Origin of the sequence: Hyphomicrobium sp. CS1BSMeth3 (genome assembly GCF_900117415.1) — a bacterium.
Lineage (GTDB): Bacteria > Pseudomonadota > Alphaproteobacteria > Rhizobiales > Hyphomicrobiaceae.
Map to the genome: position 1 here is coordinate 1,959,686 of NZ_FPEI01000006.1, position 18,855 is coordinate 1,978,540.

The window sequence follows — 18,855 nt, forward strand, 5'->3', positions numbered from 1 at the left end:
CAACATGGAAAGCCATAGTCCACGCCGGGCGGCTCGAGCGCCGCGTTCCGTGCGTCCAACAAGTATCCTGATCACCTTGGCAGCAGCCAATATCGTGGGGGCTGTCGGAGGAACGGCGCTCGCACAAAGCAATGCCGTGCCCCTGCCCGGTCTCGTGGTCGAGACCAGCAAGGCCAAGGCAAAGCGCGCCAAACAGCCCGCAGCCCAGCCGAAGGCCGCCGCTCCTGTCGCCACCGCACAACCTCCACAGCCCTCTCCGAGTGGAAGTGGCGGTCCGATCGTGCTCGACGGCCGCAACAGCCTGACAGTGCCGACCACGGCCGAGATCCAGGCCGAGCTCGCCCGCGTTCCGGGCGCCGTCGCTGTCGTGCCGGGCTCGACCTACCAACAGAGCACGGCCGCCGCGACACTGAAAGAAGCCCTCGAGTATGTGCCGGGCGTGTTCGTCCAACCGAAATGGGGCGAAGATTCGCGCCTTTCGATCCGCGGCTCCGGCCTCTCTCGCAACTTTCACCTGCGCGGCGTCCAACTCTTCCAGGACGGTATTCCGAGGAATACCGCCGACGGCTATGGCGACTTCCAGGAGATTGATCCCAGCGCTTATCGCTATATCGAGGTGTACAGAGGCCCGAGCGCCATGCGCTACGGCGCCAACGCGATCGGTGGAGCGATCAACTTCGTCACACCGACCGGGCGCGACGCGGCTCCCTTCACGGCCAGTGCGGACATCGGCAGCTTCGGCTTCCACCGTCTGCAGTCGAGCGTCGCCGGTGCGAACGGGCCGTTCGATATGTTCGTTACGGCCTCGTGGCAGGAGCAGGATGGCTTCAGAGACCATAGCTGGGGTGAGTCCACGCGCGCGAGCGGCAATGTCGGCATCCGCCTGTCGGAGAACGTGGAGACGCGCTTCTTCTTCGGCGTCAGCGACATCATGCAGCGCATTCCGGGCAGCGTAACCCGCACGCAAGCGCTGACGGACCCGAAGGCGGCAGCCGGGATAAACGTGACCAACGACTGGCAGCGAAATATCGATGCCTGGCGGGTCGCCAACAAGACGACGGTCCTGCTCGCTCCCGGCACGGCCCTGGAGTTCGGTGGCTTCTATAACGACCGCCACCTCATGCACCCGATCTTCCAGTGGCTGGACTACCAGTACGAGGACTATGGCGGCTTCGCGCGCATCGTCGACGATCGCATCGTCGAGGGTTATCGCAATCGCTTCATTGCCGGTGTCCAACTTCACAATGGGCGCATCGACAATCGCCAGTTCGCCAACCAGCCGGGCGCCGTGAAGGGCGCTCTGATGTCAAGTTCGCTCGATCGCTCGGAGAACCTGGCGCTGTACGCCGAGAACTCGTTCTACTTCCTGCCCAGCGTCGCGCTTGTGACCGGAACCCAGTTCCTGCACGCAACGCGCGACCGCGCTGACCGCTTCCTATCAGATGGGAATCAGTCGGGACGCACTGAGTTCAACCTGTGGAGTCCCAAGATCGGCCTCCTCTGGGACATCGATCGCACGTGGCAGGCCTACTTCAATATCGCCAGGAGTGCGGAGGTGCCGAGCTTCGGCGAAAGCTCGATGGCTGTGTCTCCGCCAATTCTGTTCACCGACATCAAAGCCCAGCGCGCGACCACCTATGAGATCGGCACGCGCGGTAGACGGCCTGACTTCACGTGGGACGCCGCGCTATACCGCATGGAGATCAGCAACGAGCTGATGTGCATCTCGAACCCCACCGCGGCAACAGGCACCTGCCAGGTGGTCAATGCCGATCAAACGGTGCATCAGGGCATCGAGCTCGGATTTGGCGCGGTGGTCATGAAGGGCCTCGCGGCCCCTGGTCCCTCGCCCGACAAGCTCTGGCTCAACGTCGCCTACACGCTCAACGACTTCCGCTTCGATGATGATGCGAAGTTCGGCAACAACATCCTCCCGGGCGCGCCGCGCCACGTCGTGCGGACCGAGCTGCTCTACAAGCACCCGAGCGGCGTGTTCTTCGGGCCGAACGTCGAGTGGGTGCCACAGGCCTACTATGTCGATAGCGCCAACACGCTGAAAACGGCGGCGTATGGCATCTGGGGCATGAAGCTCGGCTTCGACAATGGTGGACCGTTCTCTGCATACGTCGAAGGGCGAAACCTTTCGGACGTCGCCTACATAGCGAGCGTAAGCATCACGGACGTGGCTGCGGCGAATTCGGCGCTGTTCGAGCCCGGAACAGGCCGCGCCGTCTTTGCCGGCGTCAAATATCGCTGGTGATCAGGAGAGCCGCCGCGGGCCCCGCGCTCTCATGCGACGCCCGCGGCAAACCCAAACAGAATTCTTCGAGAGGAGCACTCCAGATGCACATCATGACAGCCCTACCCCTCGCCGCGATCCTGATCGGCACTTTCACCGGTCCGGCTGGCGCACATCCTTCACTCGAGCGGCGCGAAGCGAATGTCGGCGCACCATACAAGGCCGTCATGCGCGTGCCCCACGGCTGTGAGGGTTCGGCGACGACGCGCGTGCGCGTGCAGATCCCCGAGGGCGTCATCGGCGTGAAGCCGCAGCCCAAGCCCGGCTGGACGATCGAGACCACGCGCGGTCCCTATGCGCAGACTTACCCTTACTATCACGGTGCCAAGCTCACGGAGGGCGTGCGGGAAATCACCTGGAGTGGGCGCCTCCCGGATGACAACTACGACGAGTTCGTGTTCGTCGGCTTCGTGGCCGCGACCTTGAACGCAGGCGACACCGTCCATTTCCCGACCGTCCAGGAGTGCGAGAAAGGGCGTGCGGCCTGGACTGAAGTTGCTGTTGCCGGACAATCGGCGCACGACCTCAAAATGCCAGCGCCGGCCATCCGGCTCGTGCAGGCGCAAGGTCATAGCCAGCAGGTCGCAGAGACGCGCACCTACAAAGCCGGAGATCTCGTCATCGAGGCGCCCTGGACGCGCGCGACGCCGGGTGGTTCGAAAGTAGGTGCCGGCTTCATGAAGATCACGAACACCGGCAAGCAGCCCGATCGCCTCGTCGGCGGCTCAGCGGAAGTCGCCAAGGACTTCGAGGTTCATGAGATGTCGATGTCCGGCGACGTCATGAAAATGCGGCGACTGGCCAAGGGTCTGGAGATCAAGCCTGGTGAGACCGTCGAGCTGAAGCCGAGCAGCTACCACATCATGCTCATGGGCCTCGCGCGCCCCCTCAAGGTGGACGAAACGATCAAGGGCACGCTCGTCTTCGATCGTGCCGGGACTGTCGCGATCGAGTACAGCGTCAGGCCGATCGGCGCCCAACCGGCAAGCGGCGGACACAAGCACTGAGCTCACATGGCAGCCATGGGACGGCGCGGGAAACCGCGCCGCCCTCTCAGCGCTCGGCGGCCCGCACAGCCACCTTGTCGGCGATGAGAATGTTCGACTCGTTCGGGCGGAAGCGATAGCCGATGCCGAAGTCGATGCCCGGCGGCTTGCCGCGCCGGAAGAGCTCGGCGAGCCGCGCCTGATAATTGTCCGGGAACACGGCGATCGGCCCGAGGTAGCGGCCATAGGGACGAAGCTGCCACTCATCGGTCTTGAGGAAGCTGACGGGAACGCCCGAGTCGTCTTGAAGTAGACGCTTGGAGCGCTCGAGGAGGTGCGTCCGCACATCCGAGAAGGCATTGGAGTGCAGCAGATAGGAGGCACTCTTGATGAGGGCGTCGCCGGGCTCCATCTTCTCGCAGAAAGCCTTGAAGCCGCTCTTGCGCCAGCCGCCGTTCGAGAGGTCGGTGCGCACGTAGTAGATCGTGCGCTGCTTGCCGTCATTGCCCTTGAAGAGGATCTTCGCGACGCTCGCGGCACCCTTGGGCAGCCCCTCGCCGGCAGCAACCAGCGCGCCATCCTCATTGATGTCGTAGAAGCTGACCTCGTCGATCGTCTTCCCCGTGCGCGCGAGGAAGATGTAGAGGATCGGCAGCGTTCCGCTGAAGGTGTTGGCGCTGAGCGTCGTGCGCATCTCGCGCGTGCGGAAGAAGCTGAAGTTCAGCACCGAGTTCAGCGACGATCGGAGCTGCGACAGGCCGTAGCTGAGCGATTCACCGCGCGTCCTACCGATTGCCGGCAATGACCCCGATGGCTCGAGCGCGGCCATCACGTAGGTCGTCGCGGAGGGGAAGAAGGCGTCGGCGTAGAGGAAGTCCGGTCCGCTGAAGAAGTAGTAGAGCACGTCGCTCGGCGTCGCGAGCTCGTTGGAGCTCCACGTGCGGATCCTCGAAAGCTGCCGCGTCTCGATGTTGGCCCATGCCGAGTCCATCGCCGCCACATGACCCAGCCAGGCGCGCTCGCGCGTGAGGCTCGCGAGCGGCGAGCCCTCAGAGGGTGGCAGGCCGGCGAGGAACCGCGCCACGTCGTTCGGCGTCGCGCTCTGTGCTGGCGTCGCCCGTGCACCGCTGGCGAGCAGCATGAAGGTGGCCGCAATCAACACCGTCCACCGGACAAGTCCGGCCAACCTCGTGGTCATGAAACAAGTGCTCCATTCAGCGGTTCTTGATCGGGCGCTTCGGCGAGAGGGCGAATACCACGAGCCCCGTCGCCATCAGCGCCAAGCCGGCGAGCGACTGCACCGGCTTTTCGCGCACCAGATAAACCAGGATGAAGAGCGTCACCACTCCGAAGATTAACGGGGTTAACGGGTAGGCCCAGACCCGGAACGGACGTGGCAGGTGCGGCTGCCTGATCCTGAGGACGATGACGCCGATGACGGCGAGCAGCGAGCAGGACAGCAGGCCGAACTGAACGAACTCGAGCACGCGCTCAAAGCTCTGTGTGAGCAGAAGGAAGGTCGCGACGCCGAGCTGGAGGACGAGCGCCCGCGCCGGGACACCCCCGGCCGACTTCTTGGCAAAGAACGAGAGAGCCGAAAGGTCCTCGCCCATGACCATGGTGACGCGCGGTCCGATCCACATCATGGCGGTGATCGCCGAGATGAGGCCGAAGCAGATCAGGCCTCCGACAATGCGCCCGCCGCCGGCGCCGAAGATATGCTCGCCCGCAACCAAGCCGACATTGAGCTGCCCGGCGAGCCGCTCCATGGGCGTCGTGTAGAGGAACACGGCGTTGAGCGCGACGTAGAGCACCATCACGATGATGACGCCCGCGACGAGGGCCGGCGGCAGAGTGCGCGCAGGATCCTTGATCTCGTCGGCGATGTAGGTCGCCGCGTTCCAGCCCGAGTAGGAGTACATGACGTACATGAGGCCGATCGCGAACGGCGCACTCACGATATAGCTGAGATCGCTGGCCGAAGGCGCGAAGGAAATGGGCTGCGGCGTGCCGAAAGCCAGACCGCAAATGATGAGCCCCACGATCAGGGCGACTTTGAGGAAGGTGGCGACATTCGTGAAGAGAGCGCCAGGTTTCGCCCCGCTCAAAAGGACGAGCGTCACTCCCCAGACGGAGGCGAGTGCAAGCCACAGCTTTGGTGCCCCGGGAAAGACACCTGCGAAGTAGTCGCCGAAGGCCATGGCCGCGAGCGCTACCGGTGCCGCGAAACCGACCGTCGCCGAGATCCATCCGGCCAGAAAACCGAGTGCCGGATGATAAATGCGCGAGAGAAAGTTGTATTCGCCGCCCGAGCGGGGCAGCGCGGTCGCCAACTCGGCATAGGAAAGCGCACCGCAAAGTGCGACGATGCCGCCGACAGTCCAGAGTGTCACGACAGAAAAGCCGGTCGGCAGATCGCGGACCTGGAAGCCGAGGCTCGTGAATACGCCGATCCCGATCATGTCGGCCACAGCCAACGCGGTGGCTGTTGCGAGGGTGACGGTGGCAGGTCCGGTCTCGCCTGCAGCAGAGGCCGGTTTAGTACTGTCAGTGGAAGCCATCGTCTCTCGCGTTTCGGCTGTCTAGCTACGGAGCACTCTAGCTTAACGTTGTGGGGCCTAACAATTATTTCCGTTGGCCTGCTGCCTATCCGTGCACCCGACAGTACAGGTGGGCCACACGTAGGATACAGGCCATGCGTTCACGGCTCCCTAACCACGTTCTGGCCAAGAATGTGATGCCATACTCAGAATCGAGCTTTGCACCGGAATGAGAATTGCGTGCCGCCCGCGAGGGCGCGCCGCGGGAGGGCTTTGACCGGCCGTATGAGCACACCGGAGACATCAGCGCTGGCCCTCCAGGCGACGCGGCGTTGCTGCGTGGCCGGCTTTATCATGCGCCTTGTGCTGCTCGCGGGCCTGTTCGCGGGACTTGCGCCGCCGGCCTCTGCCCAACAGCAGCAACACACCCGCCGGGTCGCCACCAGTGGCTGGGTCGTGTCCGTCGTGCCGACCCCGCATCCGGTGACCTCGCGCCAGGGCCCCCTGCCAAAATCGGTCACGCGGCTCGCGGCCCTCAGCGCCGCGCCCTTCCCCTATCAGGGCATAATGCCGGGCGCCAATCGCCCCTTCATCGAGGCCGACGAGACCGGTCGCCGCTTCCATCGCACGGCAGGTGGCCGCGTCTACTGGGAGGACGAGCGCTACAACGACCCGCGCGTGCTCCTGCACATTCCCAAGGGCTTCGACATCCGGCGGCCGGGCCTGCTGGTGCTCTACTTCCATGGTCACCGCGCCAACCTGCGCCGCGATGTGTTCATGCGCCAGCGTGTGCCCTGGCAAGTCTCGACCTCGCGCACGAACGCCGTGCTGGCAGCCCCGCAGTTCGCCGTGAACGCCTCGGACTCCAGCGCCGGCAAGCTTTGGCAGCGCGGTGCTCTCCGTGATTTTGTCAACGAGGTCGCCGGTCGGTTCGCCGTCATGCACGGCGATCTGCGCTCCGAGGCGAGCTTTGCCAGCTTGCCGGTCGTGATCGTCGCCTACAGCGGCGGCGTCGGCCCCGCGGCCTGGGCGATCCGTAATGGCGATCTCGGATCACGCCTGCGCGGCATCGTGCTGCTCGATGCGGCCTACGGCGAGATGGGCGTCTTCGCCGATTGGGTCGCACGCACGCCCAATGCCTTCCTGCTCAGCACCTATACGCAGTCCACCGAGGGGCGGAATCACGAGCTGAAATCCCTCATCGAAGCGCGCGGCGTGAAGGCGTTCGATAGCATTCCGCAGCGCATCGAGCCGGGGCATGTCGCCATTGTTCCCGCAGCAAGCGATGCGACACACCACGACTTTCTGCTGCGCGCATGGACCGACGACCCGCTGCGCGATCTTCTCGCGCGCGTGCGCGGCTACCCTCGGGGGTAGGCGCTATTTCGCCTTCTCCTCCTTCACGCTCTTGAAGACCTCGGAAGCAACGAGCATGGCCTCGCGAATGATCGGCAGGCCGACGTAGCCCGTCAGGTGCAGGAGGACTTCGGTCAGCTCTTCCTCCGTCCAGCCCTGCTTGAGCGCAAAGCGCAGATGAATGTCGAGCTCGGGATAGCGGCCCGTCGCAGCGTCCGAAACGACACAGACGAGGGTGCGCGTCTTGAGATCGAGGCCAGGGCGCGTCCAGAGCACGCCGAATACGCCCTCCGTCGCGACGTCGATGAACTTCTTCATCAGCGGGTCGGCGGCATAGCTCGCCTGGTTGTTTTTGAAGTCCTCCTCGCCACGCAACTTGCGGCGCATGGCCTCGCCGCGCTTGTAGACCTCGCTCGTCGTCATCGGGCACTCCTCCGGCTTGTGATCGTGAACTACTCGGCGGCACGCGCGGGAATATCAGGCACGTCGGGCACCGGCGCGCGCGCGACGATCGGAGCCACCTCCTCCATGAACCGGCGCATCATGCGGTGACGAGCTTCGCGCGGCACGCCAGCCGTCGCATTCGAGACAATGAAATAGTCGAAGCCGATGCTGCGCAGCCGCGTGATCTGCGCGGCGATCGTCTCCGGCGTGCCGACGAGATTACGATCGAGGATCGGGTCGATCTTCGCGGGGTCAGCCATCTCCTTCATGCCGCCGAAGATCTTCGCGAACTGCTGATAGCCCTCGATATCCGCCCAGGGCGTCGAGTCGACCGTGTAGTGCTCGGCCTGAAGTTTGTAATAGCGCGAGAGATGATGACGCGCCTCCGCGCGCGCCTCAGCTTCCGTATCGCCGATGAAGCACTTGCAGCTAATGGGCAGCGTAACATCGGTCTCAAAGCCGTGGGCGGCAGCGCGCGTGCGCCAGCGCGAGAGGATCTTGAGCAGCAGATAGTCGGGGAACTGTGCGAGCGAGAGCGGCGGCAGACCGAGATCGGCCATGATCTCCGCACTCTCCGGGCTACCGATGGCGCCATAGAAATTCGGCCGGTTCGCGCCGAGCAATGGCCGAACCAGGATATCGCGGTCGAGCACCAGATGCTTGCCCTTGTAGCGGAAGGGCTTGCCCTCGAGCGCGAGCTGCATGACCTCCCAGCACTCGCGGAAGCGTTCGCGCGCTTCAGTCATCGGCACACGCATGGCATCGTATTCGAGCTTCGCCGTCCCGCGTCCCATACCGATGTGCAGCGGACCGTCCGTGAGCGTACGCAGCATTGCGACGTCCTCGGCAAAGCGGACGGGATCGTACCACGGCAGCACCATCACGGCGGTCCCGAGCCCGAGCCCTGGGCAAGCGGCCGCGATATGCGAGAGAAACATCAGCGGATTGGGCGTCGGGTAATAGTCCGAGAAATGATGTTCGACGAGCCACACGGCCTCGTAGCCGAGCTCCTGTGCGCGGCGCGCATCGCCCACCGCCTCGCGGTAGAGCGTCGCATCGCTGGCGCCTTCCGCGTCCACTGCGCCGATCTGGACGGCATAGCGCGCTGGCCTGGTCATTGCCGCTCCCTTCTTTTGCCTTGACGTTTTCTCCCTGATCGCGAGGCTATCGCGGAAAGTCTGGGCGGTCACTCCTTCTGCTTCGTGTGAATGGGGGCATGACGTTGAAGAGTAGCTCCGCCCTCGGCAGAATGACGGGAGGAAAGCCGAGATGACCATGCCCATGCTGTTCACGCCGCTCGAGCTGCGCGGCGTGACGCTCAAGAATCGCGTCGTCGTCGCGCCCATGCACCAGTACTCGGCGGTGAAGGGCCACGCGACCGACTGGCATCTCATGAATGCCGGTCGCTATGCCGCCGGGGGCGCCGGCATGGTCATGATGGAATCGACCAAGGTGGCGCGGAACGGCTGTGGCACGGTCGGTGATACGGGCCTGTGGGACGACAGCTTCATCGAGGGCCTCGCGCGCTGCGCAACCTTCATCAAGCAACAGGGTGCGGTCGCCGCCATCCAGCTCGGACACTCGGGCCGCAAGGCGCGGCTCACGCGGCCATGGGAGGGCGGTAAGCCCCTCAAGGGCGATGAAGCCGAGATCTATGATTGGGAAGGCTGGGAGCTCGTCGCGCCGAGCGCGGTGCCGCATTCGGAGAAGGCACCTGTGCCGCGCGCGCTCTCTCACAACGAGGTGCGAGACCTTGTCGGCAAGTGGGGCGATGCCGCCATCCGCGCCGACAAGGCCGGCTTCGATGTGCTCGAGATCCACGCCGCGCACGGCTACCTGATCCACCAGTTCCTCTCGCCCGTCGCGAACCAGCGCACGGACACGTACGGCGGCAATGAGATGAACCGGATGCGCTTCGCCCTCGAGGTGGCCGAGCACGTGCGCTCGGTCTGGCCGGCGGAGAAGCCGCTCTTCATGCGCCTTTCCTGCGAGGATGATGCGGGCTGGGGTCCCGCAGAAAGCATCCGCCTCTCGCGTCTCCTGAAGGACAAGGGCATCGACGTGATCGACTGCTCGTCGGGCGGCACGCTCGCGCACTCACCCATGGATGGCGAGCGCTCCAAGAAATACGGCTATCAGGTTCCCTATGCGGAGGCGATCCGCAAGGAAGCGGCCATCAAGACCATGGCCGTCGGTCACATCGTGCACGCCGATCAGGCCGAAGCCATCCTGCGCGAGGGCCGCGCCGACCTGATCGCGCTCGCGCGCGAACTCATGTATAATCCCAACTGGGCCATGGATGCCGCGCAGAAGCTCGGCGCCGACCCGGACTTCCTGCTCGTGCCGCCGCCCATGCGCTACTGGCTCGCCAAGCGCGCGAAGTCTGCTTTCGAGGGTAAGCCCTCGACGTGGTCGAACGGTCTCGGCAATTCATAGAGAGCGCAGCGCGCCGCTATCCCTGGGTCCGCGGGGCGCTGCCGTTGCTTGATCGGCGCGACGGCTACTGCCGCACTCCGACAGCCTTGGCGCTGTCGTGCAGGGCATCGAGCGCGGCGCGCGCCTGTACGCGACCGGCACCGAAGGACTCATCGCGGCCTGACTCACCGACATCCTGCGCGGTCTCGGAGAGGACGCGCATGGCATCCTCGGGCCTCAGATGCGGCGCCCGCTCGAGCATCAGCGCCATGATGCCGGACACGTAGGCCGCCGCCATCGACGTGCCGGACATGAACATGTGGCCATTCCTCAGCGCCGGCACGAGAATGTCGACGCCCGGCGCCGCGACCGAGATGTACGTGCCGTGGTTGGCATACGTGTAGAGCCGGCCGGCGCTGTCGTGCGCGGTCACGGCAATGACTCCCGAGTATGCCGCGGGATAGGCCGGCGCAGCCTTCGGGCCGCCATTGCCGGCAGCAGCCACCAGGATCACGTTGCGCCGCGCGGCGGCCGCGACGGCGCGCTCGATCACCGGGTCACGCGCGCCACTGAAGCTCAGGTTGATGACCTGTGCACCGTGCTGCACCGACCAGTCGAGCGCGCGCAGCAGGATGAAGCTCGTCGATTCAGGCAGCTCGCGGCGCGGCACGGCAAAGAAGGCGCGCGCGGCGAGCAATGTCGCATCGGGCGCGACACCCGACACGAGGCCGCGAGCACGTATGATGCCGGCGATGGCGGTGCCATGAATGTCCGGCTTGGAATCCTTGTTGCCGGTCGCATCGAAAGCTTCGCCGACTGCGCCAGTAAGATCGCGGTGCTCCTGATCGACGCCTGAATCGATGATGGCGATCTTGACGCCGCGTCCGGTCGCCAACTCGTGCGCACTCGGTACGCCGACCATGTCGAAGCCGTATTGGGCAGCGCGCGCGGCGCCACCTGCACCACTCTGACGCTGATAGACCATGTTCTGCTGGACCATCATCACGCGCGGGTCGCTCGACAGCGCTGAGACAACTGCCTGCATGGGGCGCTGGTCGCCGATGCGATAGACCTGCGCGCGCGCCTCGAGCAGGGGCACGTTCGTGCTGCTGACGAGCTGCAAGCGATGTGTCCGCGCGAGCTGAGCTTCGATCGCGCCCGGCTGGTTTGCTGCGACAAGAACGAGGACCTGTCGCGCGACCGATGGGCTCGGCGCGGCCGCACGGCCCTGCGGCATCCGCTCCTGACGCGTGCCGTAGGCGCGCGGCGGAGGTCCGCTGTCGCCGCTTCCCGGATTCGGAAGCACGATGATGGGCGGAATACGGCCGCCACCCGGCGGCGAGCGGTCCGGGCAATGCCAGCGGCCGGCACGGTCCTGGCGGCACTTCCCGTCGCCGGCCGTCTTGTCTCCACAGGGCGGTCTGCCGTGCAGCCCGCACGTGGGTTTCCTGTCGCCGGGCTTTCTATCGCCAGCCGTCTTGTCCGAGCATGGCGGACGCCCGCGCACGCCGCAGCGCGGCTTGTTCGATTTTTCGTCGGAATACTTTCCAGCGCCCGGACGGCGACCGGGTCTGCGTCTGCGGCCCTCATCATCGGGGCGCGCCATCGGGCCAATGCCCCCCCTGATGATCACGTTCGGACCGATGATGGGACCGATACCGCCGCGGCCACCGCTCGATGGTCCGATGCGGTCACCGCCACCGCCGCCCCGCTGCGGGCTGAATTGCGCTTCTGCCGGGAGGTGGAAAGCGAACGCCAGCAGCGCGAGGAGAGCGCCGAGAACGGTGGCACGAGCGGACGAGAAAAAATTCAGGGCCATGGCGCGTATCCAAGTGACCTAATGAATGCCGATCTACTACACCTCAGCGGCTCGGCAGGACTGCCTTGACGATATCCTTTCGGCTCATGACGGCCGCCAAGCGCCGCTGCTGCTCATCTGGCGAAGGCTGATCGACGAACCGGACACTGTAGAAACCGCCGGGCAGCGGCCCGTCAACAAGCCGCAACTGCTGATCATAGAGCAGCAAGGCAATGGCGCCGACCGAGGCTTGATCCGTGAACGCGACCATGGCGACCGGCGCCATTTGAGCCTCGACGCCAGGGCGCGATGCCGTCTGATAGCTGCCGCCCTCCCGCGTCAACAGCGTACCGACGGCCATAGCCTGCACGAAGATGATGACGGCCGCCGCAGCCGCAGCCCAGCGCACGGCTCCGGGCGTCGGCGCCTGGAAGAGATCCTTCACCGCATCGACAATGCCTGAGAGCCACGACCTGGCGACACTGCTCGGCGTCGCCGTGCGTGCGAGCAACGCATCGGCCGAGGCGAACCGCGGCCGGATGGCCTCGTTGCCGGCAATCGTCGCCGTCTGCTCCTCGGCAATGAGCGCAAGCTGGCGCCGCATGTCGGGATGATGCTGCAGATAAGTCTCGACACGGGCCGTGTCGGCAGCATCGAGCTTGCCGGTCACGTACCACGGGAGGAGCATCTCGATCTCCTCGCGCTCGGAAAGCTGTTCGTCGATCCCGCTCATGGCCACCCTCTGTCGATTCCTGCTGCCGCCAGCAGCTCCGAGAGTTTCTTTCGTGCATAGAACATCCGCGTTTTCACCGTGTTCAGCGGAATGTTCAGGATCTCACTCACCTCGTTGATCGACTTCTCGTGATAGTAGACGAGGTCGATGATCGTGCGGTGCTCGGCCGACAAGACGGCGATGCAGCGCCGCATGGCTTCAGCCTTGTCGAGCTTCTGCGCCACGACCTCGGGGTCATCGCCGTCATCGGCAATGGCCCCCGCACTTTCCTCGTCGATGGTCTCTTCGCGGCGTCGGCGCAGCGTGCTGACGGCGCGGTTATGCGCGATCGAGAGCAGCCAAGTCCCGACCGAAGATCGGGCCTCGTAGCTGCCGGCGTTCCGCCATGCTTCAAGAAATACCTCATTTGTCACCTCCTCGGCGACGGCCTCCCGGCGGACGATACGCAGCACGAACCGGTAGACGCGCAGTTGATGCCGTCCGAGCAGCGCCCGCAGTGCCGCCTGGTCCTGACCCGCGATCCGAGTGATCAGCGTCCGGTCATCCGTCTGGTCCTGCATTGCGCAACCTGGATCTATTGGCTCTGTCGCAGCGAGATGAAAATTGGTTCATTCAATTCGGCAGAAAATTTCTGGCCGCTCGGCCGAGGGTCCGCCAGCCCCCGAGGCAGGGGCCGGCGCCATCCTATGGCATGATTTCGGCTGAATGCAGTTAACAGGCCCAATCGGGGCCCGAAACCTCGGAGCTTTGGTCGCCGCAGCACGCTCCGAGGTTCAAGGCGTCAAATACTCAAGCCGTATCAAAGACCTTGAGCCCGACGACACCGGCCACGATCAAGCCGACGCAGACGATCCGGGCGGCGGTGCGCGGCTCGCCAAGGAGCGCAATGCCGAGCACCATGGCCCCGGCGGCGCCGATCCCAACCCACACCGCGTAAGCCGTTCCGATCGGGAGCGTGCGTGCAGCAAGTGCCAGCAGGTACATGCTGAGCACCATGGCCGCGATCGTCCAGACCGAGGGCCAGAGCCGCGTGAAACCGTCCGTGTATTTGAGTCCGATTGCCCAGCCGATTTCGAGAATACCGGCAGCAACGAGCAGCGCCCAGGCCATGGGGACGATCTCCAACTAGCGGGGTCGTCCCCAGGATATTTGCCTTCGCGGCGCCGAGGTCGTCCTCAGCAAGAAGAGAATATAGGACCATTCTGGCCCGAGACCAGAGGCGTCAGCCTGCGCGCGGTGCGGCGTGCGTGAGACCGAGCAGGGCCGGCTCGGGCACGGTAATCGCAAATGTCGGCACACTGGACATGCGCGCGCGCATCGGCCCCTTGTCCTCGAAAGCCGCGCGGAAGGCCCCGACGTCCGCAACATCGAGCCACGCCTTGGCGACACCGCCACAGAGAAAGGCGCCGTCCCATGCGGCCGTCGCCAGCACGAGATCACCCGTGATCCGCCCGAGCAACCGCGAGAACATCTGCGCCGTTCGCGCCGCGGCAGGATCCGTGGACGCCGCAGCAAAGACGGTATCGGCGGCGCGATCGCCACGTGCTGCGCCGCGCGCGTGCGACGCGTACAGGCGTCTGATGCCAATACCCGAAAGCAAATCCTCGACAGTCCGCCCGAAGCCGAATACGGCCGCTTCCTCTGCCGTCGTGGGCGCAAGCGACATGTGCCCGGCCTCGCCGGCCGCGATGGCCCACTGCGTACCGCCGACACGGACAGCCGTCGCCGCGCCGAAGCCCGTGCCGACATTGACGGCAATGCGGCTGCCGATCAGCTCTGCGCGTGCGATGCTCCCTATGGGCGCCAGATCGGAAGCTTGCAGATGCGGCAGCAGCAAGCCCACGGCTTCGAGGTCATTGACGAGCGCGACAGGCACGCCACCCAGATGCTGTGAGACTTCGCGTGCCGAGATCGACCATGCCGCGTTCGTGAGCTGCACGGCGCCCTGGTCGACGGGGCCGGCGGCAGCAATATAGGCGCCGCCGCACCAGCCCTCCGCCGGGCCGGCGCCGATGTCGATCACGTAGGTCGCGAGCGCTTCGGCAAAGGAGGATTGCCCAGCCGTCGGGTAGACGCGGATCTCACTCAGATCTCCGGGGCCGCGGCTGATGCCGAAGCGGCTCCTCGTACCGCCCACATCCGCAACGATCCGCCGGCCGGTCATGATGCCCGCTCCACGGGCGCGGATCTGAGCGCCTCGAGAAATGTCTCACGCCAGCGCGTGACGTTGTTCTTTCGGACGCGCACGATCAGGCTCTCGTAGCGCTCGCGGCGCTCTGCGACGGGCATGGTGAGCGCGGTGTGCAGCGCCACCGCCACCTCATCGGTATCGTATGGATTGACTGGGATGGCTTCAACGAGGTCCTCGGCAGCGCCCGCGAACTTGGAGAGCACAAGCACGCCCGGATCCTCGGGATCCTGCGATGCAACATACTCCTTGGCGACGAGGTTCATGCCGTCTCGCAGCGGCGTGACGAGACCCGCCTGGCTCGCACGGAACAGCGCCGCCAAGGTTGCGCGCGGAATGGCGCGATGGATGTAGCGCACGGGCGTCCAGTCGAAATCGCCGAACTCGCCGTTGATCGAGCCCGAGAGCCCTTCGAGCTCCTGACGGATATCCGTATAGGCCTCCACCTCCTCGCGCGTCGGCGGCGCGATCTGCATCATGGTGACCCGCTTGCGCAGGTCGGGATAGAGCTCGAGCAAACGCCTGAACGCACGCATACGACCAGGAAGGCCCTTGGTGTAGTCGAGCCGATCGACGCCGAGCACGAACATGTTCGCCATACTGCGGCGCTGGAGGCGTGCCATGTGCGCATCCGCCTCGGGCGTGTGCGCCATCTCGAAAACGGAATCGGGATCGATGCCGATCGGGAAGGCACGCGCGATGATCGTCTTGCCGTAGGCCCTCACGCGGTCATCGCCGAGAGCCTCGCCACCTGCGTTCTCGACGACATAGCGAATGAAGTTCGCGGCATCGCTCGTCGTCTGGAAGCCGGCAACGTCGTAGGCGAACATGACCTCCGCCAGCCACGCGTGATCAGGAATGGCCGAGAAGAAATCGGGCGAGGGAAAGGGAATGTGCAGGAAGAAGCCGATCCTCTCCTTCACGCCCTGTTGGCGCAACTCCTCCGCAAGCGGGATCAGGTGATAGTCGTGCACCCAGATCAGATCGTCGGGCTCGATAAGCGCGGCCAGCGACTGCGCCAAGCGCTGGTTGACCCGCCGGTAGCCCTCGAGAAAGGCGTGCTCGAAATGCGCAAGGTCGAGCCGATAGTGGAAGGTCGGCCAGAGCGCGCGATTGGAGAAGCCGAGGTAGTACTCCTCGTAGTCGCGGCGCGTCAGCGGGATCGTTGCTGTACGAATTCCATTGTGCTGCTGCAGCTTGATGCCGAGAGAGGCATCTTCGTCGACGGTCGTGCCATCCCAGCCGAACCAGAGCCCGCGCCCACGTTGGAGTGCGTCCTCCAGCGCGACAGCCAGCCCGCCGGACTGCACGGCTTTGTCGATATCGGTAACACGATTGGAGGCGACAATCAGGCGGCTCATACGGTCGACTCCCAATGTTTCGAGAGCCTCACAGCTCCGTTGATAATCCCCACCATGGAATAGGTCTGCGGAAAATTGCCCCATGCTTCGCCGGTTGCCGCGTCGGTGTCCTCCGACATGAGCCCCAGCGGATTGCGCGCCGCGAGAAGCCCTTCGAAGATCTCGCGCGCCTGCTCACGACGGCCGATCCGCGCCAGCGCATCGAGGCGCCAGAAAGCGCAGACATTGAAGGCCGTCTCGGGTGCACCGAAGTCATCGGGCTCCTCGTAGCGCATCATGAATGGCCCGCGCGCCAGCGTCTTTTCGAGCTGGTCGACGGTCGAGACGAACCGCGGGTCTTTCGGGTCGATCATGTCGACCTCGGCCATGAGTAGCACGCTCGCGTCGAGGTGCTGGCCACCAAAGCTCTCGACGAAGGCCTTACGCTTGTCCGACCAGGACCGTGCGAGCACCGTGGCCTTGATCTGATCGGCACGCTGGCGCCACATCTGCGCGCGATCGACGAGCCCCAGATGATGCCCGATCTTGGCGAGGCGATCGCATCCGGCCCAGCACATGATCGCGGACGAGGTGTGTGGGCGCTCGCGCGTTCTGAGCTCCCAGATGCCGGCATCGGGCTTGTCGTGCAGCAGGAAAGCCTGCTCACCGACGGTCTCCAGGCGCGCGTACTCGACTGCACCGGCCTCCATGAAGAGACGTCGATCGACGAAGGCCTGGGCGGCGCCCAGGATCATATTACCATAGGTGTCGTGCTGATACTGGCGATAAGCGAGGTTGCCGGCACGCACCGGCCCCATGCCCCGATAGCCGGGCAGGGCAACGATCTCCCGCTCCGTGAGCTGCTTTTCAAGACCGATGCCGTAGACGGGCTGGATATGGCCTTCGCGTGCATCGGCAACGATGTTCATCATCCAGCGGAAGTAGTGCTCCATGGTGCGCACGGCAGCCAGCGAATTGAGCGCACGCACGACGAAGAAGGCATCGCGTATCCAGCAGAAGCGGTAGTCCCAGTTGCGGGCGGATCCGGCGGCCTCGGGAATACTGGTCGTCATGGCGGCGACGATGGCGCCGGTCGGCTCGTAGCTGCACAGCTTCAGCGAAATCGCGGCACGGATCACCGCATCCTGCCATTCGAGCGGCACCGCGAGGCGATGCACCCAGTCGCGCCAGTACTGCGTCGTGCGCTCCTCGAAATCGCGCGCGGTCTCGGAAACGCCGCTCGTCAGCGTCTCGTCGGGACCGAAGATCAGATTGATGGGCTCATCGAGAATGAAGGTCGTCTCGGCGACAACGTAGTCGATCGGTGCATCGGTCGTGAGCCGCAGCGACACGCCCGAGCCAATGTAGCGAATGTGGTTCGAGCCATAGGCGACGAGCGGCGCCGTGCGGCCGTATTCATAGCGCGGCTTGACCTTGATCCTGATGCGCGGGCTCCCCCGCAGCGGGCGCACGCGCCGGACAAGCATTTGCGGTCGGAAGCGCCGTTGCATCCAGATGAAGCGGGGCGCGAAGTCGATGATCTCGATGGCGCCCGACGGCCCTTCGACCACGGTCCGCACGAGCGCCGTATTGCCGACGTAGCTCTGGCTGAAGGAGGCTGCATCCAAGAGCTCGATCTCGAAGCAGCCCTCACCCGGAGCGCCGGTCGGTCCGCCGAGAAGCGCGTGGAACACGGGATCGCCGTCGAAGCGGGGAAAGCAGCTCCACACAATGCGCCCTCGCCCATCGACGAGCGCGCTGATGCAGCAGTTGCCGACCAAGGCCAGATCGAGCGTGCTCTTGAAAGCTTTCGCCGCGTCAGTCATTGGCCACCTCGCGCATGAAAGCCAGCGATGTGGCATGGAGCCAGTCGAGGAACATTGCCGTGCCGGCGACGCGATGCTGCGCGATCGTCTCGCCAAGACCGATCTTGACCGTGATCCCGTCGAGCTTGTTCACGGCCGCGAAAGCATCCTCGTCCGTCACATCGTCCCCCGCGAAGAACGGGCGGCGCCCCGCAAAAGGCGGCTCCTTGAGAAAGTCGATGATTGCAGTTCCTTTGTCGGCCAGCGCCGGCTTCGCTTCGAAGACCATCTTCCCTCGTTTGATCTGGATGCCGCGCGAGATTCCTGCGAGCTCGTCCATGACATCGCGACACGCCGCCTCGAGGTCGGGTCGCGAGCGATAGTGCAGCGCGACCGCGTTCGACTTGCGCTCGAGCAGGAGGCCGGGCTCGCTCAATACGAGCGGCGCCAGCAGAAGCTCGGCATGGCGCAGGAATTCCTCATCGATGGGTGCGGCGTGGTTCTCACCCGAGCGCGTGCGACGCGTGAGGCCGTGAACGCCGGCGGCCGGCAGTCGCAAGGGCGCCAGAAACCGATCGAGGTCAGCGATCTCACGCCCCGTGATCACGGCGACGGCGCCGCCCGTCGCGTCCGTCAGCCGGCTCAGCGCGTTGCGGGTCCGTTCCGTCAGGCGCACCGCATCAGGCCGCTCGGCAACCTCGACGAGCGTACCGTCGAAATCAAGAAAGAAGGCAACCTGGTCGGGTGCGCCTAAGCTCGGCAGCGACATTGGAATGTAAACGATGCTCTCCTTCGGTTGGCCTCATTGTGCTGGCTAAAGCGTCTTTGGACTTGAAATTCGCTCCCTGCCCGGCCTCGAGGTGAGGCGAATTTCAAGTCCGTTGCTCTAGTGCCGCGCCGGACGGCAAGTGGCAGGGTGCCGATGGGACCTCGATGCGCCCGCCCCCAGGG

General features: G+C 65.0%; 16 protein-coding genes. 4 read left to right on the plus strand and 12 right to left on the minus strand.

Annotated elements, in window-relative coordinates; translation table 11 throughout:
* Positions 1–4 precede the first annotated feature (4 nt).
* The gene (locus CS1BSM3_RS24165; protein WP_072392018.1) at positions 5–2,260 is read left to right on the plus strand and encodes a TonB-dependent receptor family protein; all 2,256 of its coding nucleotides are present in this window, start codon (positions 5–7) and stop codon (positions 2,258–2,260) included.
* A gap of 92 nt (positions 2,261–2,352) precedes the next feature.
* Complete coding sequence (locus CS1BSM3_RS24170) at positions 2,353–3,306, plus strand: DUF1775 domain-containing protein (protein ID WP_143149337.1); 954 nt, start codon at positions 2,353–2,355, stop codon at positions 3,304–3,306.
* A 46-nt stretch (positions 3,307–3,352) separates the two neighbouring features.
* On the opposite strand, the gene CS1BSM3_RS24175 is transcribed toward CS1BSM3_RS24170, so the two are convergent.
* Positions 3,353–4,483, minus strand: coding sequence for a hypothetical protein (locus CS1BSM3_RS24175; protein WP_072392024.1), 1,131 nt, complete (start codon positions 4,481–4,483; stop codon positions 3,353–3,355).
* A 16-nt stretch (positions 4,484–4,499) separates the two neighbouring features.
* The gene (locus CS1BSM3_RS24180) at positions 4,500–5,846 is read right to left on the minus strand and encodes an APC family permease (protein WP_072392027.1); all 1,347 of its coding nucleotides are present in this window, start codon (positions 5,844–5,846) and stop codon (positions 4,500–4,502) included.
* Positions 5,847–6,110: 264 nt separating this feature from the next.
* Between CS1BSM3_RS24180 and CS1BSM3_RS24185 the strand changes: the two genes are divergently transcribed.
* Positions 6,111–7,202, plus strand: coding sequence for a hypothetical protein (locus tag CS1BSM3_RS24185; RefSeq protein WP_072392030.1), 1,092 nt, complete (start codon positions 6,111–6,113; stop codon positions 7,200–7,202).
* A gap of 3 nt (positions 7,203–7,205) precedes the next feature.
* Here CS1BSM3_RS24185 and CS1BSM3_RS24190 read toward each other — a convergent pair whose 3' ends face one another.
* Positions 7,206–7,604 (minus strand): carboxymuconolactone decarboxylase family protein, encoded by a 399-nt coding sequence (locus CS1BSM3_RS24190; protein WP_072392032.1) that lies wholly within the window; start codon positions 7,602–7,604, stop codon positions 7,206–7,208.
* A 29-nt stretch (positions 7,605–7,633) separates the two neighbouring features.
* Positions 7,634–8,743, minus strand: a complete 1,110-nt coding sequence (locus CS1BSM3_RS24195; RefSeq protein WP_072392034.1) for an LLM class flavin-dependent oxidoreductase — start codon at positions 8,741–8,743, stop codon at positions 7,634–7,636.
* A 151-nt stretch (positions 8,744–8,894) separates the two neighbouring features.
* On the opposite strand from CS1BSM3_RS24195, the gene CS1BSM3_RS24200 reads away from it, so the two are divergent.
* On the plus strand, positions 8,895–10,061 hold the full coding sequence (locus CS1BSM3_RS24200; RefSeq protein ID WP_072392036.1) for an NADH:flavin oxidoreductase/NADH oxidase: 1,167 nt from the start codon (positions 8,895–8,897) through the stop codon (positions 10,059–10,061).
* A 64-nt stretch (positions 10,062–10,125) separates the two neighbouring features.
* Here the strand turns inward: CS1BSM3_RS24200 and CS1BSM3_RS24205 are convergent, their stop codons facing one another.
* From CS1BSM3_RS24205 to otsB, 8 genes are all read right to left on the minus strand, one after another.
* On the minus strand, positions 10,126–11,859 hold the full coding sequence (locus tag CS1BSM3_RS24205; RefSeq protein WP_072392038.1) for a S8 family peptidase: 1,734 nt from the start codon (positions 11,857–11,859) through the stop codon (positions 10,126–10,128).
* Positions 11,860–11,902: 43 nt separating this feature from the next.
* Complete coding sequence (locus CS1BSM3_RS24210) at positions 11,903–12,571, minus strand: anti-sigma factor (protein ID WP_072392041.1); 669 nt, start codon at positions 12,569–12,571, stop codon at positions 11,903–11,905.
* A complete protein-coding gene (locus CS1BSM3_RS24215) occupies positions 12,568–13,131 on the minus strand; it encodes a sigma-70 family RNA polymerase sigma factor (protein ID WP_072392044.1) in 564 nt (187 codons plus the stop codon). Before CS1BSM3_RS24215 ends, CS1BSM3_RS24210 begins: the two co-directional genes overlap by 4 nt.
* Positions 13,132–13,360: 229 nt before the next feature.
* Positions 13,361–13,681 carry a quaternary ammonium compound efflux SMR transporter SugE gene (gene sugE, locus CS1BSM3_RS24220; RefSeq protein WP_072392047.1) on the minus strand — a complete coding sequence of 107 codons (321 nt, stop codon included), beginning with the start codon at positions 13,679–13,681 and terminating at the stop codon, positions 13,361–13,363.
* Between the two features lie 112 nt (positions 13,682–13,793).
* Entirely contained in the window at positions 13,794–14,735 is a 942-nt protein-coding gene (locus tag CS1BSM3_RS24225; RefSeq protein WP_072392050.1) for a glucokinase, read from the minus strand.
* On the minus strand, positions 14,732–16,120 hold the full coding sequence (locus CS1BSM3_RS24230; RefSeq protein WP_072392053.1) for an alpha,alpha-trehalose-phosphate synthase (UDP-forming): 1,389 nt from the start codon (positions 16,118–16,120) through the stop codon (positions 14,732–14,734). The genes CS1BSM3_RS24225 and CS1BSM3_RS24230 overlap by 4 nt, the downstream gene beginning before the upstream one ends.
* Positions 16,117–17,925, minus strand: a complete 1,809-nt coding sequence (locus CS1BSM3_RS24235; protein ID WP_072392056.1) for a glycoside hydrolase family 15 protein — start codon at positions 17,923–17,925, stop codon at positions 16,117–16,119. The genes CS1BSM3_RS24230 and CS1BSM3_RS24235 overlap by 4 nt, the downstream gene beginning before the upstream one ends.
* Complete coding sequence (otsB, locus tag CS1BSM3_RS24240; RefSeq protein ID WP_072392058.1) at positions 17,918–18,673, minus strand: trehalose-phosphatase; 756 nt, start codon at positions 18,671–18,673, stop codon at positions 17,918–17,920. Before otsB ends, CS1BSM3_RS24235 begins: the two co-directional genes overlap by 8 nt.
* Positions 18,674–18,855 lie beyond the last annotated feature (182 nt).